Origin of the sequence: Stieleria magnilauensis (genome assembly GCA_007753675.1) — a bacterium.
Classification (GTDB): domain Bacteria; phylum Planctomycetota; class Planctomycetia; order Pirellulales; family Pirellulaceae; genus Stieleria; species Stieleria magnilauensis.
Map to the genome: position 1 here is coordinate 7,175,424 of CP036432.1, position 25,520 is coordinate 7,200,943.

The 25,520-nt window shown below is 59.8% G+C and carries 21 protein-coding genes; 13 read left to right on the forward strand and 8 right to left on the reverse strand.

Annotated features, from left to right (window positions below; all coding sequences use genetic code 11):
* Window positions 1-25 precede the first annotated feature (25 nt).
* The 3 genes from TBK1r_RS25705 (at window position 26) to TBK1r_RS25715 (ending at window position 3,734) form a co-directional block, all read left to right on the forward strand.
* Window positions 26-1,615 (forward strand): phytoene desaturase family protein, encoded by a 1,590-nt coding sequence (locus TBK1r_RS25705; RefSeq protein ID WP_145217411.1) that lies wholly within the window; start codon window positions 26-28, stop codon window positions 1,613-1,615.
* Between the two features lie 83 nt (window positions 1,616-1,698).
* Window positions 1,699-2,523, forward strand: coding sequence for a lysophospholipid acyltransferase family protein (locus TBK1r_RS25710; RefSeq protein WP_145217414.1), 825 nt, complete (start codon window positions 1,699-1,701; stop codon window positions 2,521-2,523).
* The gene (locus TBK1r_RS25715; RefSeq protein ID WP_145217419.1) at window positions 2,520-3,734 is read left to right on the forward strand and encodes a glycosyltransferase family 2 protein; all 1,215 of its coding nucleotides are present in this window, start codon (window positions 2,520-2,522) and stop codon (window positions 3,732-3,734) included. Before TBK1r_RS25710 ends, TBK1r_RS25715 begins: the two co-directional genes overlap by 4 nt.
* A gap of 110 nt (window positions 3,735-3,844) precedes the next feature.
* Here TBK1r_RS25715 and TBK1r_RS25720 read toward each other — a convergent pair whose 3' ends face one another.
* The 3 genes from TBK1r_RS25720 to efp form a co-directional block, all read right to left on the reverse strand.
* The gene (locus tag TBK1r_RS25720) at window positions 3,845-5,269 is read right to left on the reverse strand and encodes a class II fumarate hydratase (protein WP_145217422.1); all 1,425 of its coding nucleotides are present in this window, start codon (window positions 5,267-5,269) and stop codon (window positions 3,845-3,847) included.
* A gap of 103 nt (window positions 5,270-5,372) precedes the next feature.
* Complete coding sequence (gene mgtE / locus TBK1r_RS25725; RefSeq protein ID WP_145217425.1) at window positions 5,373-6,719, reverse strand: magnesium transporter; 1,347 nt, start codon at window positions 6,717-6,719, stop codon at window positions 5,373-5,375.
* Window positions 6,720-7,289 carry an elongation factor P gene (gene efp / locus TBK1r_RS25730; protein WP_095737819.1) on the reverse strand — a complete coding sequence of 190 codons (570 nt, stop codon included), beginning with the start codon at window positions 7,287-7,289 and terminating at the stop codon, window positions 6,720-6,722.
* 159 nt (window positions 7,290-7,448) lie between these two features.
* Between efp and epmB the strand changes: the two genes are divergently transcribed.
* Window positions 7,449-8,492 (forward strand): EF-P beta-lysylation protein EpmB, encoded by a 1,044-nt coding sequence (gene epmB / locus TBK1r_RS25735; RefSeq protein ID WP_145217428.1) that lies wholly within the window; start codon window positions 7,449-7,451, stop codon window positions 8,490-8,492.
* 126 nt (window positions 8,493-8,618) lie between these two features.
* Window positions 8,619-10,283 (forward strand): ABC transporter permease subunit, encoded by a 1,665-nt coding sequence (locus TBK1r_RS25740; RefSeq protein WP_372895014.1) that lies wholly within the window; start codon window positions 8,619-8,621, stop codon window positions 10,281-10,283.
* 1 nt (window position 10,284) lies between these two features.
* Here TBK1r_RS25740 and TBK1r_RS25745 read toward each other — a convergent pair whose 3' ends face one another.
* The gene (locus TBK1r_RS25745) at window positions 10,285-10,953 is read right to left on the reverse strand and encodes a glycine zipper domain-containing protein (protein WP_145217431.1); all 669 of its coding nucleotides are present in this window, start codon (window positions 10,951-10,953) and stop codon (window positions 10,285-10,287) included.
* Window positions 10,954-11,513: 560 nt separating this feature from the next.
* On the opposite strand from TBK1r_RS25745, the gene TBK1r_RS25750 reads away from it, so the two are divergent.
* On the forward strand, window positions 11,514-13,964 hold the full coding sequence (locus TBK1r_RS25750) for a YidC/Oxa1 family insertase periplasmic-domain containing protein (protein WP_145217434.1): 2,451 nt from the start codon (window positions 11,514-11,516) through the stop codon (window positions 13,962-13,964).
* Window positions 13,965-14,029: 65 nt separating this feature from the next.
* Here TBK1r_RS25750 and TBK1r_RS25755 read toward each other — a convergent pair whose 3' ends face one another.
* Window positions 14,030-15,265 carry a PHP domain-containing protein gene (locus TBK1r_RS25755; protein ID WP_145217437.1) on the reverse strand — a complete coding sequence of 412 codons (1,236 nt, stop codon included), beginning with the start codon at window positions 15,263-15,265 and terminating at the stop codon, window positions 14,030-14,032.
* A 92-nt stretch (window positions 15,266-15,357) separates the two neighbouring features.
* Complete coding sequence (locus TBK1r_RS25760; protein ID WP_145217440.1) at window positions 15,358-16,119, reverse strand: exodeoxyribonuclease III; 762 nt, start codon at window positions 16,117-16,119, stop codon at window positions 15,358-15,360.
* Window positions 16,120-16,448: 329 nt separating this feature from the next.
* Here TBK1r_RS25760 and TBK1r_RS25765 point away from each other — a divergent pair, with 329 nt between their 5' ends.
* Complete coding sequence (locus TBK1r_RS25765) at window positions 16,449-17,225, forward strand: RNA polymerase sigma factor (RefSeq protein WP_145217443.1); 777 nt, start codon at window positions 16,449-16,451, stop codon at window positions 17,223-17,225.
* A 92-nt stretch (window positions 17,226-17,317) separates the two neighbouring features.
* Window positions 17,318-19,189 carry a serine/threonine-protein kinase gene (locus tag TBK1r_RS25770; RefSeq protein ID WP_419580392.1) on the forward strand — a complete coding sequence of 624 codons (1,872 nt, stop codon included), beginning with the start codon at window positions 17,318-17,320 and terminating at the stop codon, window positions 19,187-19,189.
* 47 nt (window positions 19,190-19,236) lie between these two features.
* Here the strand turns inward: TBK1r_RS25770 and TBK1r_RS25775 are convergent, their stop codons facing one another.
* Entirely contained in the window at window positions 19,237-19,989 is a 753-nt protein-coding gene (locus TBK1r_RS25775) for a ThuA domain-containing protein (RefSeq protein ID WP_145217449.1), read from the reverse strand.
* 143 nt (window positions 19,990-20,132) lie between these two features.
* Window positions 20,133-21,491, reverse strand: coding sequence for a DUF4912 domain-containing protein (locus TBK1r_RS25780; RefSeq protein ID WP_145217452.1), 1,359 nt, complete (start codon window positions 21,489-21,491; stop codon window positions 20,133-20,135).
* A gap of 931 nt (window positions 21,492-22,422) precedes the next feature.
* Between TBK1r_RS25780 and TBK1r_RS25785 the strand changes: the two genes are divergently transcribed.
* The 5 genes from TBK1r_RS25785 to atpF all read left to right on the forward strand — a co-directional run bounded on the left by TBK1r_RS25785 (window position 22,423) and on the right by atpF (window position 25,502).
* Window positions 22,423-22,782, forward strand: a complete 360-nt coding sequence (locus TBK1r_RS25785) for an AtpZ/AtpI family protein (protein WP_419580393.1) — start codon at window positions 22,423-22,425, stop codon at window positions 22,780-22,782.
* A gap of 82 nt (window positions 22,783-22,864) precedes the next feature.
* On the forward strand, window positions 22,865-23,329 hold the full coding sequence (locus TBK1r_RS25790) for a hypothetical protein (protein ID WP_419580394.1): 465 nt from the start codon (window positions 22,865-22,867) through the stop codon (window positions 23,327-23,329).
* 20 nt (window positions 23,330-23,349) lie between these two features.
* The gene (atpB, locus tag TBK1r_RS25795) at window positions 23,350-24,393 is read left to right on the forward strand and encodes a F0F1 ATP synthase subunit A (RefSeq protein WP_145217461.1); all 1,044 of its coding nucleotides are present in this window, start codon (window positions 23,350-23,352) and stop codon (window positions 24,391-24,393) included.
* Between the two features lie 93 nt (window positions 24,394-24,486).
* Complete coding sequence (gene atpE / locus TBK1r_RS25800; RefSeq protein ID WP_095737805.1) at window positions 24,487-24,732, forward strand: ATP synthase F0 subunit C; 246 nt, start codon at window positions 24,487-24,489, stop codon at window positions 24,730-24,732.
* Window positions 24,733-24,851: 119 nt separating this feature from the next.
* Complete coding sequence (atpF, locus tag TBK1r_RS25805) at window positions 24,852-25,502, forward strand: F0F1 ATP synthase subunit B (RefSeq protein WP_145217464.1); 651 nt, start codon at window positions 24,852-24,854, stop codon at window positions 25,500-25,502.
* Window positions 25,503-25,520: the final 18 nt, after the last annotated feature.

The following is a 25,520-nucleotide window of genomic DNA, read 5'->3' on the forward strand; positions in this document are numbered from 1 at the left end:
CGTATCCATCCAATCGAGAGCAAAGATGATTGCAGCCGATTCCAAGAGTTTGAACGTCATTGTCGTCGGTAGCGGCCTGGCGGGTCTGTCGAGTGCTTGTGTGTTGGCCGCCCGGGGACATCGCGTGACCTTGTTGGACAAGAACGATTGGGTGGGTGGAAAAGCGGCCCAGCACTGCGCCGACGGCTACCGATTCGACATGGGGCCGACGATCTTGACTGTGCCGAGCGTGTTGAAACGCGTCTTCGCCGAAGCCGATCGCAAGATGGAAGACTACTTGGAAATCTTGCCGCTCGATCCGCAATGGCGCTGCTTCTTTGAAAGCGATGGCAAGGGCGGCAAAGTCGAAGAAAACACGGTCCTGGACCTGGTCTCCAGCACGCCGGAGATGAAAGCCCGCCTGAAAGCGTTCACCGGCGGCGACGTCAATTCGGACGGCTATGAGAAATTCATCCAGTTGAGCGAACACCTGCACGGCGTCTCGGATCGGTTTTTCTTTTGGCGATCGATCGGCGGTCTGGGGGACACGATGGACGTCGGCGGAGCGTTTTCGTTGAAAGTGCTCAAGGACGTGCTCTCGCTGAGGATGGGTAAAAGCGTCGCGTCGGTGGTGCGGTCACATGTCCCGGATGCCCGCGTCGCTCAAATGATGGACCACTTCACCCAGTACGTCGGCTCGTCGCCCTACGCTTCACCGGCCGTCCTGTGCAGCATCGCCCACATGCAAACCGAAGAAGGCATTTGGTATCCGGTCGGCGGAACCCGCGCGGTCCCCGAAGCGCTTTGCAAACTGGCCCTTGAACTGGGCGTCGAAGTCCGCACCGGGGTCGACGTGATGAGGATCCAAACCAGTGGCAATCGCGTCACCGGAGTGATCACGGCATCGGGAGAGACGCTGCCGTGTGACGCCGTGGTCAGCAACTGCGACGCCGTCCGAACCTACCGCGAACTGCTGCAAGACACGCCGCAATCGACGAAGTTTGAAAAGAGCAACACCTACTCCCCGGCCTGCAGCGGAGTCGTGTTGTACCTGGGGCTCAACCGACGCTACGAACAACTGCTGCACCACAACTTTGTGTTTTCTAAAGATCCCGAGCAGGAGTTCGAATACATCTACGATCGCGGCGAACCGGCGCCCGACCCGACCGCCTATGTCTGTGCCCCGGCAATCAGTGAGCCGGAGGTGGCGCCGCCGGGTTGTGAGTCGTTGTACATTTTGGTCCACACGCCTTACCTGCGCGAGCATCATGATTGGAAAAAGATGCTGCCGGAGTATCGCGAAGTGATTCTCGACAAGATGGAATCCTGCGCCGGGACGAAGGGCATTCGCGACGCGATCGTGCACGAATCGGCGTTGACGCCCGAGGGCATTCACAACCGGTATCGAGTGCTCAACGGTGCGATCTATGGGCTGGCCAGCCACGGCAAGTTTCTCGGCGCGTTCAAGCCGGGCAATCGCCGCAAGGATCTCCGTGGACTGTATTTGGCCGGCGGAGCTGCACACCCCGGCCCGGGCATGCCGATGGTGATGATGAGCGGCTGGATTGCGGCCGATTCGCTGGACCAGGATGTCCGCGGTGGCAAACTGACGCCGCTTCGATCCGGTACAACTTGAATCAGCGATGGGACGGATTGCCGACGTGGGACGGACTACGAATCCGTCCCACCCACCCCAACACTATTGCCCCATCGGACACCATGACGAAGGCTGATGTGCGAGAAACGCAAGGCGACCAATTGCTGGTCAAGAAACCGGCCGCCTGGTTCCTCGGCGGTTTCCACGCGTTCTTGCGACCGTACCTACGTCGTCACTTTCATTCCATCGCCATCGATCGGTCGACGCACCCGGCGGCCGACTTTGCCAGTGACGCACCGTTGATCGTCTACGCGAACCATCCTTCGTGGTGGGATCCGTTGATCGCACATTTTCTGCACCGGACGCTGTTCCCCCAACGCCATTTCTTTGCACCGATCGATGCCGAAGCCCTGGAACAATACAGCGTCTTTGAAAAGCTCGGCTTCTACGGCGTTAAACTCTCCAGCACATCGGGGGCCGCGTCGTTTCTCAAGAAAAGCGTCTCGATCTTGAATCAACCGGACTCGGCCATCTGGATCACTCCCGAAGGCCGGTTCGCGGACGTGCGTGACCATGGCGCTGAATTGATGCCCGGCCTGTCGCACCTGTGTAAACGTTTCGACCATGCCGTCGCGCTGCCGTTGGCGCTGGAGTATGTGTTTTGGGAGGAACGGTTGCCCGTTTGCCTGATCTCGCTGGGCGTGCCGATGCGAACGGGAGACCATCCGCAGTGGTCCAAGCCGGATTGGGCCAAACACTTAGCCGGCGGGCTGCGCGACGCCCAGACGCGGTTGGCCGAATTGACCATCTCGCGATCATGCGAACCGTTCGACAACCTGCTCAGCGGGACACGTGGAGGAGGCTGGGTGTACGATTCTTGTCGACGTGTCAAAGCGATGCTGACGGGCAAGTCCTTCAAGGCCGGTCACGGAGACCATTTTCAATGACCCTGTTTTTGGCGATCGCGGCTTTGGTGTTGACGAGCTTTCCAGCCGCGATGTTCGTGGCCAACCTGCGGTTGTTTCAATGTCTCGGCACCATCAACACCAATATCAACCGTTGGTGTCCAGGCTTTAGCCGCATTCTCAGCCGCGCCCACCGCCGTCAGGCGGAACGCCAACCTATCCTGACCGATGCCTCTTCACCGCCGAGCGTCTCGGTGTTGATCCCCGCTCGCGACGAAGCGTCCGGCATTGCCGACTGTCTGCGAGCGGCCCTGTCGAGTGAAAACGTCGCGGTGGAAGCAATCGTGCTCGATGACGACTCCTCCGATGCCACAGCGGAGATCGTGACCGAGTTTGCACAACGCGATCAACGTGTTCGGTTGATTCACGGAAAACCATTGCCATCCGGTTGGAATGGAAAACAACACGCCTGCTGGCAACTCGCCGGCGCCGCTACTAGCGAACGATTGGTGTTCATCGACGCCGATGTTCGCCTGGCGCCCGGCGCGTTGTGGCGGTTGATGCAGTACCAGGATCAAACGGATGTCGGCCTGCTGAGCGCGTTTCCCCACCAGATCACCGGGACGTGGTTGGAGAAATGGTTGATCCCGATGATGCATTTTATTTTGTTGTGCTACCTGCCTTTCGCGCGGATGCGTTCCCATGGTGACGCAAGTCTCGCCGCCGGTTGCGGGCAATTGTTTCTTTCCACACGCGATGCCTACCGAAAGGCGGGCACCCACGAGGCGATCAAACCATCGCGACACGATGGAGTGAAATTGCCGCGCGCGTATCGATCCGCCGGCATCATGACGGACGTGGTCGACGGGACGGAACTGGCGGATTGCCGGATGTACCGGGGAGCGGCCGAGGTGGTTCGCGGCGTGCTGAAGAATGCGATCGAAGGGATCGCCAATCCACGCCTGATCGTCGTGTTTACCGTCTTGCTGCTCGGGTGCAGCGTGCTGCCGTTGGTTGCGTTGGCCGTTTCGGTCGCTGAGCGGAATCCGGTTGCGATCACGATTTCAACACTGGCGGTGGTGTTGGCCCACGTGCCGCGTTTCATCGCCGCGGCGCGGTTGAGACAGTCGTGGTTCGGGGCGTTGTGTCACGTCCCGGCGACGATGACGTTCGTGGTGCTGCAATGGATTGCGTTGGCCAATCACCTCGCCGGGCGTCAAGTCGCCTGGCGCGGGCGAACGGAATCAACGTAGTCGACGACACCGTAAAATCGGTTGCCAAATCCCGCAGAAAAAGAATCGACGTCCCGTACCTCCACGCAGGCGTGTTCCCAAGCGGAGCCGGGGAACAAGCCGAAAAACGCTCAGCCCTGCGGCTCGGTCATCTTCCAGGGGTCCAGGGCATCGGCCAAAACGTCTTCGGCCAAGATCCCTTTCTCAAGACACAGTTCGCGAATCGTCTGACCGCTCGCGAAGGCCTCTTTGGCCAACTTCGCCGCCTGTTCGTAGCCGATCAACGGATTCAAGCTGGTGCACATCGACAGGCTTTGTTCGACCGCCGCGTTGCAGGATTCTTCGTTCGCCTCCATCTCCTCGACACAGAATTCGACGAACGCATTGGAGCCGCTGCTGAGCAAGGCGATCGATTCGAGCACGGTGTGGGCCATCACCGGCATCATGATGTTCAGCTGAAAATTGCCGCCGGCGGCGCCGCTGAGCGTCATCGTGCCGTCGTTCCCGATCACGCGGGCGGTCAATTGCATCATCGACTCGCACATCACCGGATTGACCTTGCCGGGCATGATCGAGCTGCCGGGTTGCCGCGACGGAAGCTGCACCTCGTAGAACCCGCAACGTGGACCGCTACCCAACCAGCGAATGTTGTTGGCCAGGTTGAACAACGTTTGTGCAATGCATTTCAGTTCGCCGTGCGATTGAACCAAGGCGTCGCGTTGGGCGTTGGCTTCGAAATGGTTGACCGCGTCGATGAACGCGATGCCCGTTCGCTGTTGCAGTGCGGCAGCGACACGGGCGCCGAATTCGGGGTGGGTGTTGATTCCGCTGCCGACCGCGGTTCCGCCGACGGGCAATTCCAACACGGCATCGCGAGCCACCTTGGCCCGCGCAATCGACAGTTCCACCTGCCGCGCGAATCCGCCGAACTCTTGACCGAGCCGCAGCGGAGTGGCGTCCATCAGGTGGGTCCGTCCGATCTTCATCACCTTGTCCCAAGCTTTCGCCTTGGTGATCAAGGACGCGTGCAGAGACTCCAGTGCCGGGATCAGCGCGGTCTGGATTTGAACGGCGGTCGCGACATGAATCGCGGTGGGGAAGGTGTCGTTGGTGCTCTGCCCCATATTGACGTGGTCGTTGGGGTGGATCGGTTTTTCCAATGCCATCCGATCACCGCCGGCGATTTCGATCGCGCGATTGCTGATCACTTCGTTGACGTTCATGTTGCTGCTGGTGCCGCTTCCGGTTTGGAAGACGTCGACCGGGAATTCAGCAGCGAGTTTGCCTTCGATCACTTCTTCGGCGGCGGCCAGCATGGCTTCGACCTGAGAATCCGTCAGCGGGTTTTTGCCGCTGCCGGTCAATTTGCCGAGGTCTCGGTTGGCGACGCCGCAGGCGTGCTTGACCATGCCCATGGCGCTGATCATGGTTTGCGGCAGCCGCCACCCGCTGATCGGGAAGTTTTCGACGGCGCGTTGGGTCTGGGCGCCGTAATAAGCGTCGGCCGGTAACTGAACGTCACCCATGGAGTCGTGTTCGGTTCGATAATCCGTCATGGCAGCTGCGGTGGAGTTGGTGGGAAGAAATGAACGAACCGAAGTTTACCGCCACCACAATGACTTGAGAATTGGTGTGCGGGCACGCACGCCCGGCATCTCGTCAGAGCATCACTCGAGCGATGTTGATGTAGATCACGATGCCCAGGATGTCGACGATTCCGGCGACGAAGGGGTTGCTCATCATGGCGGGATCCAGGCCGAGTTTCTGGAAGATCAACGGCAGCGCGGCGCCGAAGAAACAGCCGACGATGATCACGGCCAGCAAGGTCAGCGGGATCACCAGGGCGGCAAACGGTGTCGGCGCCATAAAGATCGCGACCGAATAACCGATCGTCGAAAGGAAAACGCCCAACACGCAGGACACCACGATCTCACGCTGAATCACGGTCCGCCAATCCGTCAATTCCAACTGGCCGCCGGTCAGCGCCGTGATCACCAGAGTCGCCGACTGGCTGCCGGAGTTTCCGCCGGCGCTGATGATCAGGGGAATGAACGAGACCAGCCAAATATAGTTTTGTAGCTCTTCGTGATAGTGTTCCAGCGCGAACGCGGTCAGCAGCGCGGCGAAGAACAAGATGATCAGCCAGATGCCCCGCTTCCACGACAGCGTCAGCAAACCAATCCGCAAGTAGTCTTGTTCCAGCGGTTCGACGGCGGCGATCCGATGGGCATCTTCGGTCAGCTCTTCTCGAACGACGTCGATCACGTCATCGTGGGTGATGATCCCCAGCAACTGACGTCCCGAATCGACGACCGGGATGGCGAGCAGGTTGAATCGCTCGACTTTTTCGGCGACCGATTCCTGATCCTCGTCGACTTCAGCGACAATGACATCGGTCTCCATCATTTCGCCGAGCGTGCGTTCGGTACGGGATAATGATGAAACGAGTTGTCGCGTCGACACGATGCCTCGCAGCAGGTTGTCGTTGTCGACCACGTACAGGTAGTAGATCGTTTCCAGCTCGCTGGCCTGTTTGCCGAGTTCCTTGAGCGCCTCGGACACCGTCAGCGACTCGGCGAGCATCGCGACTTCCGACGTCATCAACGCGCCGGCGGTGCCCTCTTCGTAGGAACACAGTCGCAAGATGTCGCGGCGGTCTTCGACCGGCAACAGCGGCAAGATCGCCTTGACGCGTGCCGGAGAAAGTTGCTGAATCAGGTCGACGCGATCGTCCGATGCGATCCTGTCGACCAACGTGGCGACTTCGCGCGGCTCCTGACTCTGCAACAGATCGACTTGTCGCTGCTCGTCGAAGTAGGAGAAAATCTCCGCGCGTCGATCCAGATCCGCGTACTGCAACACCGACCACAGGTCGACGTCATCGAGCCCCTCCATGAATTCCGCGGTTCGTCCGGCATTGAGCGCCGTGCAGAACTCGACCAGCTCGGCCGAATTACTTTCGGCCAACATCTCTCGGAGTTCGGGAAGCAGGAGAGGGTTGACCATTTAGTTACTGACGCGTTCGCTGTACTCGCCCGTTCGCGTGTCCACTTTGATCACATTGCCGGTCTTGATGAATCCGGGAACGATGAACTCCGCACCGGTCTCGACCGTCGCCGGTTTGGTCACGTTGGTCGCGGTGTCACCCTTGGCGCCGGGGGCGCAATCGGTGACTTCCAATTCGACCATGGTGGGCGGTTCGACGATGATCGGGTTGCTGTTGTACGTCGTCATCGTGCAGATCATGCCGTCCTTGAGGTACTTCCAAATGTCCCCGGCGACGTTCTCGGGCACTTCGTATTGCTCGAACGTCTCTTGATGCATGAAGACGTAGTCCTGACCTTGGCGATACAGGAACGACACGTCGGTGGTCTGGACGTCGGCGGCTTCCAACGAATCGCCGCCCTTGTAGGTTCGATCCAAGGTGGTGCCCCGAATCAAGTTTTTCAGTTTGCACTTGTAAAGCGCGTTGCCTTTGCCCGGCTTGACGAACTGCATGTCCGTCATCAGGTAAGGTTCTCCATCGATTTGGACTTTCAGCCCTTTTCGGAAATCGCTGGTGTTGTAAGTTGCCATCGGTTTGTCCGGCTCCGTGATACAGACTTCTGCGGGGGCGATCAGGAGTTTCAATGACTCCCATCGGGGCGAGAGTTTACCGAGCAGGGGCGGTTTTGTCCCGACCGGGTAGAAGCTAGTTTTCTCGAACCCTCCAGAAACCGCCCCGGGATCGGATCCATGTCACCTTCTGATTGTTCGCCCACCGCCACTGCACCGAAAAACGGCGCCCGCTGCTTCGCCGCGAACCCCCGCCAGGTCGGCTGGCAGACCGCGATGAAACGGGCCATCCGCTCTCAAAGCGAGCTGCGACGGTTGCTGGGCCTCGCGGCGGACCCCCAGGCGGAGCGGGCGGAGGCGTTCCCGACCTTCGTGCCCCTCGAACTTGTTTCCCGAATCACCCCCGGCGATCCCGACGATCCGATCTTGCGCCAGGTCCTGGCCACCGCGGACGAACTCGCCGAGCGGCCCGGGTTCGTGTCCGACCCCGTCGGTGATTTGCCGGCCCAACGAGGCGGCGGGCTGTTGCACAAGTACGACGGGCGGGCCTTGATCGTCACACATGGGGCCTGTGCGGTGCATTGTCGCTATTGTTTCCGGCGCGAATTCCCCTACTTGGAAAACGGATCGCGGAAACAGTCCTGGGCGCCTGCCTTGCAATACATACAGGACGACGAATCGATCGAAGAAGTGTTGCTCAGCGGGGGCGACCCATTGACGTTGACCGATGACGTGTTGGCGGAATTGATCGACCGAATTGAAGCGATCGACCACGTCCGCCGGCTGCGGATTCACACCCGACTTCCGATCGCGATTCCGCAACGGGTCACCGCCGAGCTTGTCGACCGACTGGACCACTCGCGTTTGGCCGTCTGGGTCGTCGTGCACAGCAACCACGCCCAAGAAATCGATTTCCGCGTCGTCGCGGCGCTGGATCGGTTGAGGCGTGCGGGGATCTCGGTGCTCAATCAGGCGGTCCTGTTGGCCGGAGTCAACGATTCGGTCGACGCACTGGCAAGTCTGTCGCTGAAATTGGTCGATTCGGGCGTCGTGCCGTACTATTTGCATCAACTCGATCGCGTCCGCGGAGCCGGCCATTTTTGGGTCGACATCGAACGCGGCAAGCAGCTCCTCGAGCAACTGCGGGCCAGGCTACCCGGCTATGCGGTCCCAAAATATGTGATTGAGCAGGCCGGCGAAAACTCCAAGACTCCGATCGCGTAGAATGTCGGAGCGGAAAAGGGGTCAGAGCGGAAAAGGGGTCAGGCACCGTCGAAACTGACAGGGCAATCAGGAATTCCCGCCCACTTCGACCCGCCCACATCGATTTGTGCGCAAGCCCCCGTCGGCATGTCCCGTGATACGGAAGTCTTTTCATTCATGTACGTTTTCGAAAACCCGGTCCTGCAACGTGAATTACTGGTCAATCTGCGCACCAAGCGAGCGTTCGTGCTGCTGGCCGTCTACCAGTTACTGTTGGCGACGGTGGTCGTCGCCGCCTGGCCCTCGGACCAGCGACTGGACCTGACGTCCAACCCGCCCTCGGCGACGAAGTTGGTCAACCTGTTTTTTCTGGGGCAATACGTGATCGCTTCGCTGATGGCCCCCAGCTTTGCGGCGGGCACGATCGCGGGTGAAAAAGAGCGCAAGACGTATGAGATGTTATTGGCCAGTCCGTTGCGGCCCGGCGCGATCATCATCGGCAAGATCGTCGCTTCGCTGACCCACATCGGTATGCTGATCATCGGTTCGCTGCCGATCATCGTCTTGTGTCTGCCGCTGGGCGGCGTGAGTGTTTACGAGGTGTTGGCCGCCTATTTGGGATTGATCATTTCGGTGGTCCTGTTCGGCGCGATCGGCGTGATGGCCAGCAGCTATTTTCCGCGGACGAGCAGTGCGTTGGTGGTCAGCTACCTGGCGATCTTGCCGTTGGTGATCGGCGCCTGCCTGTTTTGGGCCTCGATGGCCAGCGAGGGTGATTTGCGGCTCAAGATCTCCGCGATCGTCTTTCCCGCCTTCGGGTTGACCGCCGTGATCTTGATGGGAGCCGCCGCAGCCGGGCGCATGCTCTATCCGCCGGACGTGGGCAGCGAAGGCAAAGAAGTGATCGATTTGGAACGTGAAGCCGAAGAGGCGGTCGGGTTGGTGATCCAACCGGACCAGTTTCCCGACCGATTGTTTGCACCGCCACGGAAAGACGAAATGATGGCCGATGGTGCGAATCCCGTCTACGACAAAGAACTGCACAGCGAGATCTTCAGTCAGGGCACGTTGATGCTGCGTCTGGTGATCCAGATCAGCATCTTGTTGGCGATCCCGATGATGGGCGTGTTCTTGTTCTTTAAACAAGAGCATGCGCCCTGGTTCGGCGTTTACGTGATCGTGTTCAACATGCTGGTCGGGCCCTCGTTCTTGGCCAGCAGCATCACCAGTGAACGCGAACGTCAGACCTTGGATCTCTTACTGACGACGCCGCTTTCACCCGTGCAGATTCTGTGGGGAAAATTTGTGGTGCGGTTTCGAATCAGCTTTGTATTGACGTCGTTTCTGATGTGGCCCTTGATTCTCGGTGCGGTGTTGAACACATCGTTTTGGTCCAACGGCTTGACGGTGCTGGGCATGTTTTTGATCATCGCCGTGGTCTGTTTGGTCAACTGTGTGATCGCGCTGGCGTGCAGCCTGTTCACACGCAAGTCTTCGATCGCTTTGTTGACGACCTATGCCGTACTGCTGTTGCTGTATGTCGCACCGCCGGCGCTCTCGACCTTGGCGAGAACGCTGGAAATGTCCGCCCCGGTGATCGCCCAGGCCGATTGGACCGGAGTGGCGAGCCCGTTTTCGGCGCTGTTCGCGTTACCGCTGAACGAAGAAATCGCGCCGGAGAACCCGGAGGTGAATGCCGGGAAATTGCACATCGTGGTCGGCTACTTTGCCTTCAGCGCGCTCATGGTGATGGCGGTCACCGCAGCCATGGTGCTGCGACTGAGGGCGCGGCAAGGTTTGTCCGACGGCTAAATCAGTGGTGGTAATAGAACATCGGCCGACGCCCGTGCCGATAGTGCGGCGGCGGATAATGCGGCAGCGTGTGGTGCTCGATGATGATCGGCGCCGGGCGATAGATCCGTTGCTCGACCACCGTTGGCGCCGCGGGAGCAACGGTGACGGGTGCGGGCGAACTTGGTGGGCCGGCGGATTGCAAGGCCGTGATCACGCTTTCGCTAACGCCCTGCTGGTGCAAGGCAATGATGTCGGCGACGACGAGTTTACCGAGGTAGCCGCGCTGCCGAACTTGATTGATGATCACCTGATCGCTGAGTCCACTGCGCGACATCGAGATCACGTCCTGTAGCGTGACGGCGGATTGCTGGACCGCGGCCTGCTGCTGGGCGGCATACTGCTGCCGTTGCGCCTGGTAATACGCCGCCCGCTGTTGTTCGAGCGCCGCTTCTTTGTCGGCCGCGTTACCCAAGATGCCTCCGGCCACCGCACCGACCACGCCACCGATCGCCGCGCCCGCGCCGGCTTCATCGTTGTGATCCCCGATCAGCCCTCCGGCGATCGCGCCGGCGATCCCGCCGAACGTCGCCCCGCGTTGCTGATTCGCCTGGGCGAGGGCATCGCGAGGGGTGCAAATGGCGATCAATACCAGCGAAAGCATCAGGCCGAAGGGTCGTGTGGAAGTCATCCTTGAAATTCCGTCTCCAAAAGGGAAGTTGGCGGGCTGGAAATAGCAGAAGGGACGCGGCGGCGTCAATTGAAAGTTGGTTGGAACGAAGCTCCGCAAACTTCCCCTGGTTTTCCCAACCGACAGGCCGTTTGGGTCGGGACCCGTAGGCTCGCGCCCAAACGGCTAATCATCGTTTGACATCAGCCGGTTCGCGCCAGCGCCCGGGCCTCCTCGTTGATGTTAACTTAGCGGTATTGGATTTAAGCCCTCGCGCCGTAGCAGGGGGCCGGCTGGCGCCCCTCGCTCACGCGTTCGGGCTAACATCCTCGCGTTGATTCGGGTACATCAACGAAATCGACAGGCCGCTCGCCGGCTTCGCCTTCCCAAGATCCGCCTTGGGGGCCAGAATACGCGCCCGGAACGCCCGTTTTTCCTCCCAATTGAAAAACCACCACCACACCATCACTCCCTGGCACTCCCTGGCACTCCCTGGTGCCCAGGACTGAATCCTGGCGTGTCGAACCGCGTCAAATCCCTGCCGGTGGACTTCCCTCCATCTCAACCCAACCGGATCGATCGTGGATCGCCGCACCTACACGTTTGTCGTCGCATCGGCGGCTTTCCTCTTTTTTTATCTGTCCCTCCGCGCCGTCGTCGCACCGCCACAGCCCGAACAGGCACCACTGGCCGAACAAGCTGCCGAGGTTGCCGAGGCGACCGACGACAACGCCGCGGCCACCGCCCCGGTCGCCCCGACCAGCGAAGAAGTGCTGGGGGGCGGCGATGCAGAGACAGAAGAAGAGGGAATCCAGTCGACCAAGGGTGCGACAAAATGGTTCACCATCGGATCCATGGATCCGGCCGACAAGCACAATTTGCTGATCACGTTCCGCAATCAGGGCGGTGCGATCGAGCGGATTGAGATCACGACCCGCAACGAAGAAGGCAGGTTTGCCTACCGTCGCGTCGACACACGCAGCGGCTATCTGGGCTACTTTGCCGGCCGGGCGAACGCCCAGATCGACGGGGTCACGGTCAACGTCGTCGGCCCGGGCACGCCCGCCGCGCTTGCCGTCGCCACCAGCGGTGAAAAAGGAATCGAGGTCGGGGACGTGATCGTGGCGATCGGCGAAACCCCGATATCCTCGGTCGACGACATTCAAGAATCGCTGGTGACCACGAAACCGGGCGATACGGTGACCGTGGAAGTCGTCCGAAACGGACAGACGGCAAAAACGTTGCTGTTTGAAGCCAAGCTGACCGAGCACCCCTTGGATCTGATCCGGCTGGCAGACTACGGCGGCGAAGACGAAATCCCGGGCAACCTGTCGCGTCTGTCCTGCCTGGTCACCCTGGCTCAAGTCGGCCGCAAGGAAATCCCCATCGGCGAGCGTTCGCTGCAAACCTTGGCCGACCCGGAAACTCAAATGTGGACGGCCAGTCAACAAACCGGTGACGACGGAAGCGAAACCATTCGGTTCGAGACGACGATCGGCTCCAAAGCCCTGCAGCCGATCGGCGGCGAAGCGGTGCGGATGACGCGATCGTTTACCCTGAATCCGCAAAGCTATGTCGTCGACATGGACGTCGAGGTCGTCAACCTCGGCGAGACCGCACAAAATCTGGCGTTGAGACTGGAAGGCCCCAACGGGATCACGCCGGAAGGGTGGTGGTACAGCAACAAGATCAGCCCCAACTTCAGCGGTGCGGCGGCCCGCGATGTGGTTTATCGCACCACCGCCGATGGACATAGCCTGGTCAGCGGGATGACGCTGCTGAAAGAAGCGCGCAATGACCCCAAGGACCCCAACTACGCGATCTTTGCCTCCGACAGCGGCGAGGCGGGGCGAGATCTAAATTACATCGGTGTCGACGCGCAGTATTTCGCCGTCGCCTTCATGCCGCCCGAGGAGAAGACGTCACTGGGGGCGTACGACCGGGCCAGCGCGACGATCGTTGCCGATGAATCGGACGTGGAAAAACACAAAGAGCGCGCGATCAACGTCTCGTACTTCTTGAACGGCAAGACGATCGAGGTTCCTCCGGGCCAGGCCTTTGGTCAGTCGCTGCGGATGTACGCCGGCCCCAAAGAACCCGAGTTGCTGGAGCAATATGGCATCGGCGACTTTGTGTACTATGGTTGGTTCTCGTTCTTTTCCAGCCTGCTCTCCGGACTGCTGCACATTTTGCAAAGTATCGTCGGCAACTACGCCGTCGCCATCGTCCTGCTGACGGTGATCGTCCGCGGTTGTATGTTCCCGCTCAGCCGTAACGCGGCGGTCAACGCGCAGCGGATGCAAGAGCTGGCTCCGGAGATGAAGAAGATCGCGGAGAAATACAAGGACGACATGGAAGGCCGTTTGAAGGCTCAGCAGGCATTGCAAAAGCGAGTCGGGTTCAATCCGCTGGCCGGCTGCTTGCCGATGTTTTTGCAGTTGCCGATTTTCATGGGGCTGTACCGCGCATTGTCAGTCGACATCGACCTGAGGCAAAAACCGCTGTGGTCGCCCAACGGCTGGGCGTCCAACTTGGCCGCCCCCGATCAATTCATGTACTGGGGCGACTGGATGCCGGAATTCATCGCCGGTCGCGGCACGGGCTGGCTGGGACCCTATCTGAATATCTTGCCGATTTTCGTCGTCGTGCTGTTCATCACGCAGCAGAAACTGTTCATGCCGCCGGCCACCGACGAACAGACCGCGATGACTCAAAAAGTGATGACGATCATGACGCTGTTCATGGGTCTGTTCTTCTTCCGAGTCCCCGCCGGCTTGTGCATCTACTTCATCGCCAGCAGCATGTGGGGCATCGGCGAACGCTTGCTGGTCAAGAAGACCCTGCCCAAGGGCAAGCACTTTGACCTGGACGCCGACGGCGAGGTGATCGACGCGGTGGCCACCAAAAAATCAGGCAACGGCAAGAAAACGCTGACCGAAAAATTGCTCGACCAGGTGAACCAGAAAACGCCGGAAGCCCCGGTCGCGCCGCCGAGCAAACGCAAGCGTCCGCCGAACAAGAAGAAACGTTAACGGCCTGCCTTCCACGTCCCCCCAAGGCCGCCGTCTGGCGACGGCAGCTACGCAATCAGCATTCGTTACTTTGACCAGCCGACCGGCTGGGTCCAAGCCTGTTGCATCTGGTCTTTGAAAGACGGGTCGACGTGCGGCTGGTCGCTGGTGACCAACGCCCTCACATACAGTTCCTTGCCGGTCATTTGGTAGCTTGCCGAGGTTCCTTCGTGCGAGCTGACGACGACGCCGATCCGATCGTGATCGGTTGCCTCGCCCTTGAGCGTGGCGATGAAATCCGTTCGGTAGTTCACGCCGTCTTGAGCCTGTATCTCGAGCGTCAATTTCCGAGTCGATTCGTCGAAGCGGACATCGTCCAATGTCACGCCGCTGGAGGCATAAAAGTCGCCACGCTTCATCGCCTGGATCAAGTGCTCCGGCGTCAGGAAGCGACTGCGAACCATCACCCAGCCGCGTCCCGGGCGTGATCCCGGTTTGCCGTGGTACTCGTGAGAGTCATCGGTGGCCAGCCCCATGATCGGTGCGACGCCGGCAATTCCACAGCGGATCGCGTTGATCTGGTCCCACATCTGCTCGATGCTGGGGTGGTCTTTGTCACCGAGTTGATTGACGCCGGGGTGACCGTTGTAGACTTCAAAGAATCGCTCCGACACCACCGCGGCCAAGTCTTCGGCGGTCATCGCGTAACCGAAATTCGGGTGATTGATATGCGGCAACACCTCTCGTCCGTGCGCCTTTTCATGTTCCAGGATGATTCGCAGGTTGTTCTGCATCGCTTCACGAACCGTCGCGCCGCCGGCCGGCGCGATCACTTCGGCCAGATTGGTCGCGTTGATGTGAACCGGCTTTCCTTCGGACCGATCGCTGATCTCTTCGGCGGGGATCATGATGAACCGCCCACGCTCCTCGACCAGGTGGCGAAACTCATCGAGTGGTTTTAAACGCACTTCTTGGTCGCCGGTCTCAGGATTGGCACGCTGCTGCACCCAATGATCCCCGAACCGATCTCGATAGCGATCGACGATGCCGTCATCGCTGCGGGCGACGATCGCCTGGACACTCATCCAGCGTGTGCCTTCACTCAGCACGTTGTGATCGGTCAAGGCCAGGAATTGGTAGCCTTGCTCGCGATACCAATCCGCGATCATCTCCGGAAACTGGTCTCCGTCACTCCACAACGAATGGGTGTGCAGGTTGCCCTTCCACCACCGCACCTCGTCGTTCATCACGGGGTCGCCGGCGGTCGCGATGACGGGGGACACGCCCAGGCAGGCGATCATCAAACAAAGCAGTCGATTCATAGTCAATGTCTATTCGCAGTAAAAGAAAACTCAGGTTTCCCACCAGTCTACTTGAGATTGCGATGACGGTGATTGGGCGCAGCGTGGCTTCGTCACGGCACCAGCGTCAATTCGACCGGGCAGTGGTCCGAACCAAAGACATCGTGATGGATTTTGGCACCGGCCACACGATTCCAGAACCGTTTCGACACCCAAAAATAATCTAAACGCCAGCCGATATTCTTCTCGCGTGCGTTGGAGCGATAGGTCCACCACGTGTACTTGCCGGGGCTTTTGTCGAACTGACGAAACGAGTCGATGAATCCCGCTTTGGCGATGTTGTCCAACCCCAGACGCTCCTCGTCGGTAAAGCCCGCGTTTTTGCGGTTGGACTTGGGGTTCGCCAGATCGATTTCCTGGTGAGCACAATTCACATCACCGCAAAAGATGACGGGTTTTCGACGATTCAGTTTTTTGAGGTACGCCAGGAAGGCGGCATCCCACTGCATGCGATACTCCAACCGCACCAGTCCGCGTTGCGAATTGGGCGTGTAGACATTGACCACATAAAAATCGTCAAACGTCGCGGTCACCACCCGGCCTTCTTGGTCGTGATCCCCATCACCGATCCCCAGCACGGTCTTGTTGGGAGCGACTTTGCTCCAGATCGTTGTGCCGCTGTATCCCTTTTTCGCCGCGCAATTCCAGGTCTGGTGGTAGCCGAGTCCATCGACCCAATCCAAATTTACTTGTTGCGGTTCGGCTTTCGTTTCCTGCAAACACAAGATGTCGGGCTGATGGTCTTCGACAAATTGGCGAAACCCCTTGTCCATCGCTGCACGGATGCCGTTCACATTCCAAGAAACCAGTTTCATTGTTCAATTCGTTCGAGTTCGGCTGAGCGGGCGATCGGAGCAATACCGCTTCGTTACGCGTCGCTTCCTTCTGTCGGGGCCCGTAGGCTCGCGCCAAACGGCTGATCATCGTTTGGTATCAGCCGGTCCGCGCCAGCACGAGCGGCCTGTCCATTTGTCTTAACTTAGCGGCATTGGGCGATCGGGCGGAAATCGGACGATGCTAAGTCAGTCGCGACGCGCTGGCAAGAACCGAACGCCGTGGCCCCCACGATTAAGCCATCGATCGATCAGGTGGCTACAATGGCGATCGCCATTCGTTTTCGCCGCTGCCCCACCTTGTTTCAATCATGACACTTGCCGGACGCCTTCCCTCGACGCGCTGGAGTTTAGTCATTCGCGCCGGCGAGACCTCGGGGGATTCATCGGTTCGGCGTCTGGCACGACAGTCGCTCGAAGAACTCTGCGCGATCTACTGGCCCGCACTCTACGGATACCTGCGCCGTCGCGGACGATCGCGTCAGGATGCCGAAGACCTGATTCAAGGATTCTTTGCCAATTTGCTTGAGCGGGATTCGATCGCGGCCGCCGATGCTTCGCGAGGCCGTTTTCGGGCGTTCTTGTACGCGTCGCTGGACCATTACGTGGCCATCGAACATCGTCGCGAAAACGCGTTGAAACGGGGCGGGGACGCGACAACGTTTTCTCTCGACCGCGAATCGCTGGACCACTTCGACCGCTCGTTCCCTGCCGACGCCCTCGCCGACTACACCGGTGACCCCGCCACCCTGTTCGATCGCCAGTGGGCGTTTTGCCTGATCCGCCAAACGCTTGCCGAACTCGAGCGGGATTACCAGGCCAAGGGCAAAGGGGAATGGTTTTCTAAACTTGCCCCCATGTTGACCTCGACCGAGGCCGACGGGCCGTCGCGTCAGCAAATCGCTTCCGAACTGGGGCTGTCCTCGACGGCCTTGAAAGTCGCGATCCATCGGTTGCGCGCGACGTATCGAAAACGCTTGCTCGATGCGGTCGCCCAGACGGTTGAAAACCCCGCGGATTCGGGGCGGGAGCGACAATGCTTGTTCGACGCACTCGGCGGTGAATTGCCAGGGCCAAGCCTGCGTTGAAATTGTTTTAATTTTTCTGTAACCCGGCGCAACTACCTGTGTAGGAGACAACAGAGAGCCCCTCGATGTTCCTCCGAACGGACGATTCCACGATGACTGACGCACCCTGTCCCCGCTGCGGCACGCCGATTCCCACCGACCCAGCGTCGCAGGATGATGACGCGCTGTTGCAATGCCCCCGCTGCTTGCTCAGACCGCCGTGGGACAAACCGCATCCCGTGGCCATCACGCTCGGCCCTGGCCAGAGCTTTGTCCCGCCATCGACCGAAGAGTTGTCCGAACAGATCACCGGCTATGAAGTCGAAGCGTTGATCGGTCAGGGCGGCATGGGGGCGGTTTATCTCGGCCGGCAAAAGTCGCTCGATCGCGCCGTCGCCATCAAAATCCTGCCTCCGCAAATCGCCGAACGCGCCGGTTTTCGCCAACGGTTTGCCCAAGAAGGCCGGGCATTGGCGAAATTAAATCATCCCAACATCGTTGCCGTCCATGACTTCGGCCAAGCCGGCCCCTACGCCATGCTGGTGATGGAACTGGTCGAAGGGGCGAATCTGCGCGAGGTGCTGGCCCAAGGAAGGCTTGCGCCGGCCGAGGCGTTGGAAATCATTCCACAACTCTGTGACGCGCTGTCCTACGCACACGACGAAGGCGTCGTGCATCGCGACATCAAACCAGAAAACCTGCTGTTCGACAGTCGAGGCAGATTAAAGATCACGGATTTCGGGCTGGCCAAGCTGGTCGCCAACAAGACCGCCGCCGACGCCGAGGATGCCACAACGACCGATGAGGATTCCCGTTCGCCCGACCCGACACAAGGCGTGGTGGGAACGGTGCACTACATGGCACCGGAGCAACTGGAAAACCCGCGTTCGGTCGATCACCGCGCCGACATCTACGCGCTCGGCGTGGTGTTTTATGAAATGCTGACCGGTGAATTGCCGATCGGTCGATTCGAACCACCCAGCCAATGCCTGCAGAGCAATGGCCGCGAAAGCACTCCCAAGGTCACGATCGATGTCCGGCTGGACGAGGTGGTGCTTCGAGCGCTCGAAAAACATCCCGAGAAACGCTACGCCTCGGCCTCGGCGGTGATGCACGACATCGATGAAATTGAAAAGCATCCCCGATCGCCCGGTCGTGACCACACGCTGCCCGATGATCACCCTCACCGCGTCCGCGAAACGATTCACCGCGCGGGCCAAACACTGGGTGAATTCGCCGCAACATCGATCGCATCGTCGGGCCATTGGATCTCACAGGCCCGAACAAGCTGGCTGCGTGACCCTCGCGTCGAGACACCGGCTTATGTCGGCGCCGGGATCCTTGCCCTCGGTATTGTCGGTGCGTTCTTCGTTGGAAGTGGACCCGGCAATGGCGAAGTCGGGGCTGTTTGGTTTGCCGTGGCTGCAATCTTGGCGATCATCTTGTCAAGAATCTCGCTGGCCCGCGAGTCGGGGTCCGAGGGCGGGTATCCGATCCTGACCAGCCGGTTTGTCCTCGGCGCTCTGTACTTGCTCGTCGCCGTTCCGATCCTGATCGCCCCGGCCATCGCCACACCAGCGCTTTGGATGGAGATCTACGACGATCCCAGGGACATTGGACGGCTGGGCTGGCTTCGCGACTGGGTTCAGTTGGTCTCGCTGACAGTTCTCGTGACCGCGACAGCCTGGCTCGTGTTGCTCGGCGTGCACGTCGCGTTTCCGCGGCTGTTCACGACCGTCTTTCGTCCCTTCGTCGGCGCCTGCTCCCGTGTTGCCGCGATTTCGCTGGCCGTCTTTTTGGTCACACTGATCGCAGCGGCAGGCTTCCTACTTCGCCAGATGCCCTACCAAAGCTACACGCCGGGCACTGAAGTGGCCGAAGCCGACTGGGACAAACTTTCGCCGCGAGATTTCAGAGACATGCAGAATGAACTCGCTGATCGACGACGCGCCGAACGGACCTTCGAACGGACCTTCGAACGATAGCGGGCCACTGCTTCAGCAGCGACTTGCGCGCAGCAACTTGCCTGACGTTACTTGCCGGCTGCCCAAACCGTTCCGTTGACGATCAGGTTCAGAAACACCTTGTCTTCAAACGTCTCATTGGAGTGGCCGTACGTGGTGCCGAACACGCGGGCCTTTCCGTACTGGTTGGTCCAGATGACGGGATGCTCCTTGCCGTCCTTTTCACTTTTGCTGGTCGCCAAAGCGGTCGCGCTGGGCCACAGTTTTTCGATGATGTAAAGCTCATCGAACTGGATCACGTGGCCGTCGGGAAACGACTTCATGATCGGATGATCCTTGGCTTTCACATCCACCTTGTACGAACTCTTGTGGTCATGACGCTTGCTGGTCACGCCCAGCAATTGCCGCCAGTCATCGATCGTCGCGTCGCGATAGGTGTGCATGGCACAGTGGATCACGACTGCGGGCAATCCTTCGAAGTGCGGTCCGGTGATGGTGCGGATGTACTCGGCATCGGTCGTCTTGGCGAAGCACTCGTTATGAATGCAGACGTCGAAGTTTTTGGCCCAATCCGATTCTTGATAGAAATCAATCTGCGCGTCGGTGCCGTTGCCGCCCTCGTTGACCACCGTCCAATTCGCCGCGACGCCTGCTTTTTCAAACGCCAGCTGCAAGGACTTGGTTTGAAAGTCATAGTCGTGACAGCAACCGCTGGTGATCAGCAGAATACTCAGCGGTTTGGAATCGGCAGCGGACGCGGTGACGGCGCCGACGAGAAACAGACAAACAAAGCTGATCGAAGCGAGAAGGTTGCGCGGCATGGAGGTGTCGGGATTGATGGGTGAAAAGAAAAGTAGCGGAACCCGCCAAGCGTTCCGTCGGTGCGGTGGACACCGAAAGTCTTGGCGGCTTCCGCTACGAGAGCCATTAAGCGTGTGATGCTGAGCGCGTGATGCGTTGAACGCTACATGTTGTCCTTGACGTCGACCGCTTCCATCACCTTGGTGTTGCGTTCCACGGCGATCACGGTGGTCCGCTGTCGCATCCCGTCGCGGCTCTCGGCCGTCACGGGCAACACTTGGCGCTTATCGGGCAGCTTCATCCGAACGGTAAACGTTCCGTCGCTCTGCAACTTGACGGGGCGTCCACCGAGTGAGACCGACGATCCCGAGGCGGTTCGGCCGAACACGATCAGTTCCGCGTCGACTTCAAACGGCAACTTGCTTTGCCGCAACAGCGTCGGATCGGCCGTCAATTGGCCCTGTGAACCACGCGTGGGCATCGAACGATGCAGCCGCTCTTCGAAGATCTCCTTCAAGTCGCCGCCGTCGGTGTCGTAGCCACCGCTGAGCGAGTAGATTCGCTCGTAATCATCGGCGATGTCATGCCAGTGCTCGTCCAGTCGCTCGCACTCACCCGGGCTGGGCGTTTCGACGATGTTGCTGCGGCAGATCGAATGAAACTGATCATCGGAGGTGATGTACCCGATCGCGACGCGGAATCGAGTCGGCGGATTTTGGACATCGATGTACCAGGTGTCGACGCCGCCATGAATCGGGATGTCGCGTTGGACGGTTTCGGCGATGTTGTTGGCGACGTCTTCGACTTCCATCACCCGCAGCACGGGCTTGGCCGTGTGCCAACGCTCGGCCAGCGACGATTCGGCTCGGGCGACACTCGCCCGAGTGATCTCCCAGGTGGCTTGCAACCAATAAGAATCGCGAACCATCAAGACGATGCGGTCGCGATGGGGCTCGCCGGCACGCGTCCGCTGGGGGCCATTTTGAACCGCCGAGCCGCCGACGAGTGTGCCGGTGGAAAGGTCGCGGTGCTTTTCCGCCTGCTCTTTCTGGCGACGAAGCTGCGCCCGGATGCGAGCGGTCTTTGCCGAAACCTTGGGGGCTCGCATCTCCGGCAGTGGGCGGTCGTTGAGTGAAACGTTTCGCCGCGATCTCGGCTTGACGCTGCGTCCCGGCTTGCCGGCCCCAGCCTGTGAACTGGACGCCTGCGAGCTGGACATCGACTTGGCTTTGGAGGCACCGCCATCACCGCTCTTGTCCGCCTGGGTCTTGGGTCGCCGCACGCTGCGAGGTGATGCGCTCCGGGCTGAACTCGATTTCGCCGCCACCCCATTGCCGCCGGAGGTCCGCGACGAGGAAGTCGCGGGGGATTTTGATTTGCGACGCAGCCGCCGCTGAGTCTTGCTGATCGCGTCCACAAGCTCTTCCTTCCGCATGCCATGCCATCCGGCGATGCCATAGTTCTTGGCCAGAGAGGCGAGTTCACGCCGCGTCTGTGACTTGAGATCTGCCGTTTTGATCAAAGTACTATCTCCAGATGTGCTAGTCGTGCTGGCCAGCCACTCGTGAACATCGCTGCAATCCACAAGTTAAGTCGGCGTTATCGTTGTGACTCGTTCGCTTTCCGGCGGGGCAACGCTCAACGCTGCGACGGCCTGGGACGAAACGATTGGAAAAGCCCTGACCTCGAGGGGTCGGCTCGTCCGCGTCTTGGTGGGTGGTCTGCTGCCCATCTGATTTCCAGAAACCGGTGCGTCTTCCCCCGTAGAGAGGGGAGTTGGCGGGGTCACCTTGCCGCTCAGGAACCATTAACGGAGCAATCAACACCGCAGTCATTATGCCAACGCTTTGAAAAAGTTCCAGAGTCGTCCGGTAGGATTGCCGGGCTTGCGACGAGATTTTGGCCGGAAACCGCAGGAAAGACAGGGAAAACGATCGCAAATTTTCTGCGGATTCCAGACGCCATTCTAGACACAAGGTCTACTTCAAGTCACCTGGGGGGGTCCGTTCGCGACCGAGGGCACACGCATCAGGTTAAGCCCTCGGTTCGCCATTGAGGTGAAGTCACCCTCCCTTGGGGAGGGTCGCGGAGGAGTTTGCGACGACGCGGGGAGGGTGCTTTGCCGTCGTTGTTGGCACCGGTGGGCACGCCGGCCGCGGAAAACCTCCCCTCGCTGCGCTCGCCCCTCCCGCACACAGGAGGGTAACTTCGAAACTTGATGGTCATGGGCCCGTTCGCGACTGAGAGGCGCCGAATTTGAGCGGCCGGCGGGTGCGGCTATCGGTCGCCCCTCCTATCCCTCTCCGGCTCACCAATCACACTCTACCGGCGTCACGTGATGAAAGCAGACTCCGCCCGGGCCGTGATCGAACAACACGTCGATGCGGCGCGGGAAAGACAGGACGACTGAAAGACAGTCAACTGGACTTGAGAACACTGAACAAAGGTGCAAAATGCCGCAACACGATCGGTCGCCAGAGCGACCGGACCGGCGGCGAGATGCCACCGGCGAAGTGCCCGGCACGACACTCGGGCGGTCTCCGGTTTGGATCCGCCTGTCCGGTGCCGGCTTGGAGCTCGCCTTCATCACGATCGTGTTTGGTGCCATCGGCGCTGCGATTGACCGCCACCTGCAATCGGCTCGACCGATTTGCTCGGCCATCGGCGGACTACTCGGCTTCACCCTTGGCATGATTCGATTCATCCGTTTGGCGACTTCGATTTCGAACCGGCAACGACAGATCGAGCAAAGCCAGCCGAGCGACGACAAGCCTGACGAGATACCGCCAGCGGAGAATCCGCCGCACGATTGAAAGGTGGCGACTTCCGCCACGGCGACCTGAACTCCACCATCCATGCCCATACCAGTTCCGACACCGTCGGACCGATAATCCGTTGACCACCCTTCGCACTCCCATCCTGAATGCCACCATGGTCAGCTGCCGGCCTTACCTGTGCTGTCTCGTCGCGATTGCGATCGCGTGGGCGATCGGGATGCTGGCGAGCTGGACGCTCGTTGCCAGCGGCGTGCTGACGGCCAATGCGTCACTGCTGGTGGTCATCGGCCTGGGCAGTGGCACAGTCGCCGTTGCCGGCGGATTGCCAGGGGTTGCGACGGAGATGTTGCCAAGCCGGGACGAGTCCCCGGCACGAATCACGTTCGGTTTTTCTGCCGGAGTGATAATTCGGTTGTTTGGCACTGTTGCACTCCTTGGTCTGTGTAGTTATCACTTGCCCGCCGCCAAGAAGGAAATCGCGGGAATGATTCTCGCGTGGTATGTCTACCTGACTTCGATCGACGTCGTCGCCCTGGCGCTGCTGTTGCCACGCCGAGATCGAGCGGCCACCACAAGAAGCTAAATAGCCAAGCATTCAAATCAATGAATCTGTTATTCGCATCTGCCGATGATCCACTGTCGCACGTCGTGCCCCACGCGTTGCACCACGAGCCGCTGTTTACCGTGAACGTGGGTGGTCCGGAGACGAACATTCCGGCGTTGTTCATCAAGGACGGCCAATACAGTTTTTACATCACCAACCATTTGATGATGACCGCCGTCACGGCGATCGTGGTGATGTTGGTGTTCAGCTACGTCGCAGCGAAGATTCGCGTCAAGGGTGAAGGCCTGCAAGCCTACCAGACCAAGGGTCGACTGGCGCAGTTGTTCGAGACCGTTTGCTGGTTCATCCGAGATGAGGTGGCGCGGCCGAACTTGCACGAGCTGACCGACAAATACATTCCGTACATTTGGACGGTGTTCTTCTTCATCCTGTTCTCCAACGTGCTGGGCCTGATCCCGTTCGGCAGCGGTCTGCACATGGCCGGGCTGATCTGGAGCGACCACGCCAGCCACTACGGCCATTTCGGCGGCACGGCGACGGGCAACCTGTCACTTAACGCGATGTTGGCGATTTGCAGCTTTGTCGCGATCTTGTTCATCGGGATCCGAGAGACCGGTGCGAAAGCGTTTTTCTCCCACTTCAATCCGATCGGCTGGGACGGCCCCAAAGCGATGTCCTTCGGCCTCGGATTGCCACTGTATGTGCTGGAGTGGTTGGGCTTGCTGATCAAGTGCGTCGTCCTTGCGATGCGGCTTTTCGGGACCATGATGGCGGGACACCTTGTCGTCGCGGCGATCGTCGGCCTGGTGTTTACGGCCGCGTCGGTGTCTCACCTGCTGGGCTATGGCGTCGGCATCGCGGTGATCATCGGCTGCATCGTGCTGACCTTGCTGGAGCTGTTCATCTGCATGCTCCAGGCCTTCATTTTCACCTTCCTGACGGTCCTGTTCATCTCGACCGTTGCGGCACACCATGGCGACCACGGCCATGAACACGAACACGATCCGTTCAGCGATGAATCGCAGATGGATCTGGATAAGTTGATTGAACCGTCGCGGCTGGCCGGATTGGCCGATGCGTAACGAATGACTAACCCTTTGACCTTTCCCCTTTTTTGTGCGTCCGTGCCTTTGCGAAAAGACGGGCGACGAGAGAATTCTAGGAGCGAACCTGAGATGTTTGAATTCGCAATGATGCTGGCTCAAGAGGCTGCAGAATTTGGCAAGATGGGTGTCGGTATCGGCATCGGCCTCGTGATTTTGGGTGCCGGCTGGGGCATCGGTCGTATCGGTGGCGGCGCCGTCGAAGCGATCGCCCGTCAACCCGAAGCAAGCGGAACGATCAGCACCCAGATGCTGATTTCGGCCGCACTGATCGAAGGTGTGACCGTGATCGCGTTGATTTTGATGTACCTGCTGTAGTTCGCACGAACTGTAACAACTAGAGAGATCGGCCGCGTGTTTCGGTCGGTCGCCTCGCTTTCGCGGCAGTGAAGCCGAGGCGGCACTCCGATTCCGGTTGCCCACCCTTAGGTAATTTGATGTCGTATATGCGTTTTGCCGTGATGGCTATCGCCGTTTGCTTTGTTGCCGTGGGCCCGCCCGTGGCGCTGTCCCCGATGTCGGTGCGAGCCGACGAGGTCGCTGCGGAATCGCACGAAGGCGAGGTTCATGGTGACGGTGCGCACGAAGCATTGCCGCCCATCCTGTCGTTCGATCCCGGTGCGGCGGTCATCAACCTGGCGATCTTCCTGGGGACCTTTGCGGTGCTCGCGAAGTTCGTCTGGCCGGTCATCCTGGGCGGCTTGAAGGCGCGCGAGGAAAAGATCGCTGGTGATCTGGAGCAGGCTCAGGCATCCAACCGCAAGGCGGAAGCCACCCTAGCCGAGTACCAGAAGAAGGTGCAGGAAGTGGCCAACGAGGCGCAAACGATCCTGGCCGACGCGCGGCGTGACGCCCAGGCGAACGCGACAAAAATTGTCGAAGAAGCCAAAGCCGACGCGCAGCGACAAGGCGAACGTGCCCTGGCCGACATCGAAACGGCCAAAAAGGTGGCGCTGGCCGAAATCGCCAGCCAAACTTCCGTGCTGGCCATGGGAGTCGCCAAACAGGTCGTCGGACGTGAACTGAACCCCGAGGATCACGCCGAATTGATCAAGAAGGCGCTCGAGCAAGTCCCGAGCAACAACTGATCCGAGCCAGGCGAAACA

What these genes read in the sequence shown, in the direction of transcription:
- TBK1r_RS25715 (WP_145217419.1), top strand. Translation starts at nt 2,520, where the DNA reads ATGACCCTGTTTTTGGCGATCGCGGCTTTGGTGTTGACGAGCTTTCCA.
- atpE (WP_095737805.1), top strand. Translation starts at nt 24,487, where the DNA reads ATGTTTGAATTCGCAATGATGCTGGCTCAAGAGGCTGCAGAATTTGGC.
- atpF (WP_145217464.1), top strand. Translation starts at nt 24,852, where the DNA reads ATGTCGTATATGCGTTTTGCCGTGATGGCTATCGCCGTTTGCTTTGTT.
- TBK1r_RS25745 (WP_145217431.1), bottom strand. Translation starts at nt 10,953, where the DNA reads ATGACTTCCACACGACCCTTCGGCCTGATGCTTTCGCTGGTATTGATC.
- epmB (WP_145217428.1), top strand. Translation starts at nt 7,449, where the DNA reads ATGTCACCTTCTGATTGTTCGCCCACCGCCACTGCACCGAAAAACGGC.
- atpB (WP_145217461.1), top strand. Translation starts at nt 23,350, where the DNA reads ATGAATCTGTTATTCGCATCTGCCGATGATCCACTGTCGCACGTCGTG.
- TBK1r_RS25770 (WP_419580392.1), top strand. Translation starts at nt 17,318, where the DNA reads ATGACTGACGCACCCTGTCCCCGCTGCGGCACGCCGATTCCCACCGAC.
- TBK1r_RS25775 (WP_145217449.1), bottom strand. Translation starts at nt 19,989, where the DNA reads ATGCCGCGCAACCTTCTCGCTTCGATCAGCTTTGTTTGTCTGTTTCTC.
- TBK1r_RS25740 (WP_372895014.1), top strand. Translation starts at nt 8,619, where the DNA reads ATGTCCCGTGATACGGAAGTCTTTTCATTCATGTACGTTTTCGAAAAC.
- TBK1r_RS25785 (WP_419580393.1), top strand. Translation starts at nt 22,423, where the DNA reads ATGCCGCAACACGATCGGTCGCCAGAGCGACCGGACCGGCGGCGAGAT.
- TBK1r_RS25765 (WP_145217443.1), top strand. Translation starts at nt 16,449, where the DNA reads ATGACACTTGCCGGACGCCTTCCCTCGACGCGCTGGAGTTTAGTCATT.
- efp (WP_095737819.1), bottom strand. Translation starts at nt 7,289, where the DNA reads ATGGCAACTTACAACACCAGCGATTTCCGAAAAGGGCTGAAAGTCCAA.
- mgtE (WP_145217425.1), bottom strand. Translation starts at nt 6,719, where the DNA reads ATGGTCAACCCTCTCCTGCTTCCCGAACTCCGAGAGATGTTGGCCGAA.
- TBK1r_RS25710 (WP_145217414.1), top strand. Translation starts at nt 1,699, where the DNA reads ATGACGAAGGCTGATGTGCGAGAAACGCAAGGCGACCAATTGCTGGTC.
- TBK1r_RS25720 (WP_145217422.1), bottom strand. Translation starts at nt 5,269, where the DNA reads ATGACGGATTATCGAACCGAACACGACTCCATGGGTGACGTTCAGTTA.
- TBK1r_RS25705 (WP_145217411.1), top strand. Translation starts at nt 26, where the DNA reads ATGATTGCAGCCGATTCCAAGAGTTTGAACGTCATTGTCGTCGGTAGC.
- TBK1r_RS25755 (WP_145217437.1), bottom strand. Translation starts at nt 15,265, where the DNA reads ATGAATCGACTGCTTTGTTTGATGATCGCCTGCCTGGGCGTGTCCCCC.
- TBK1r_RS25760 (WP_145217440.1), bottom strand. Translation starts at nt 16,119, where the DNA reads ATGAAACTGGTTTCTTGGAATGTGAACGGCATCCGTGCAGCGATGGAC.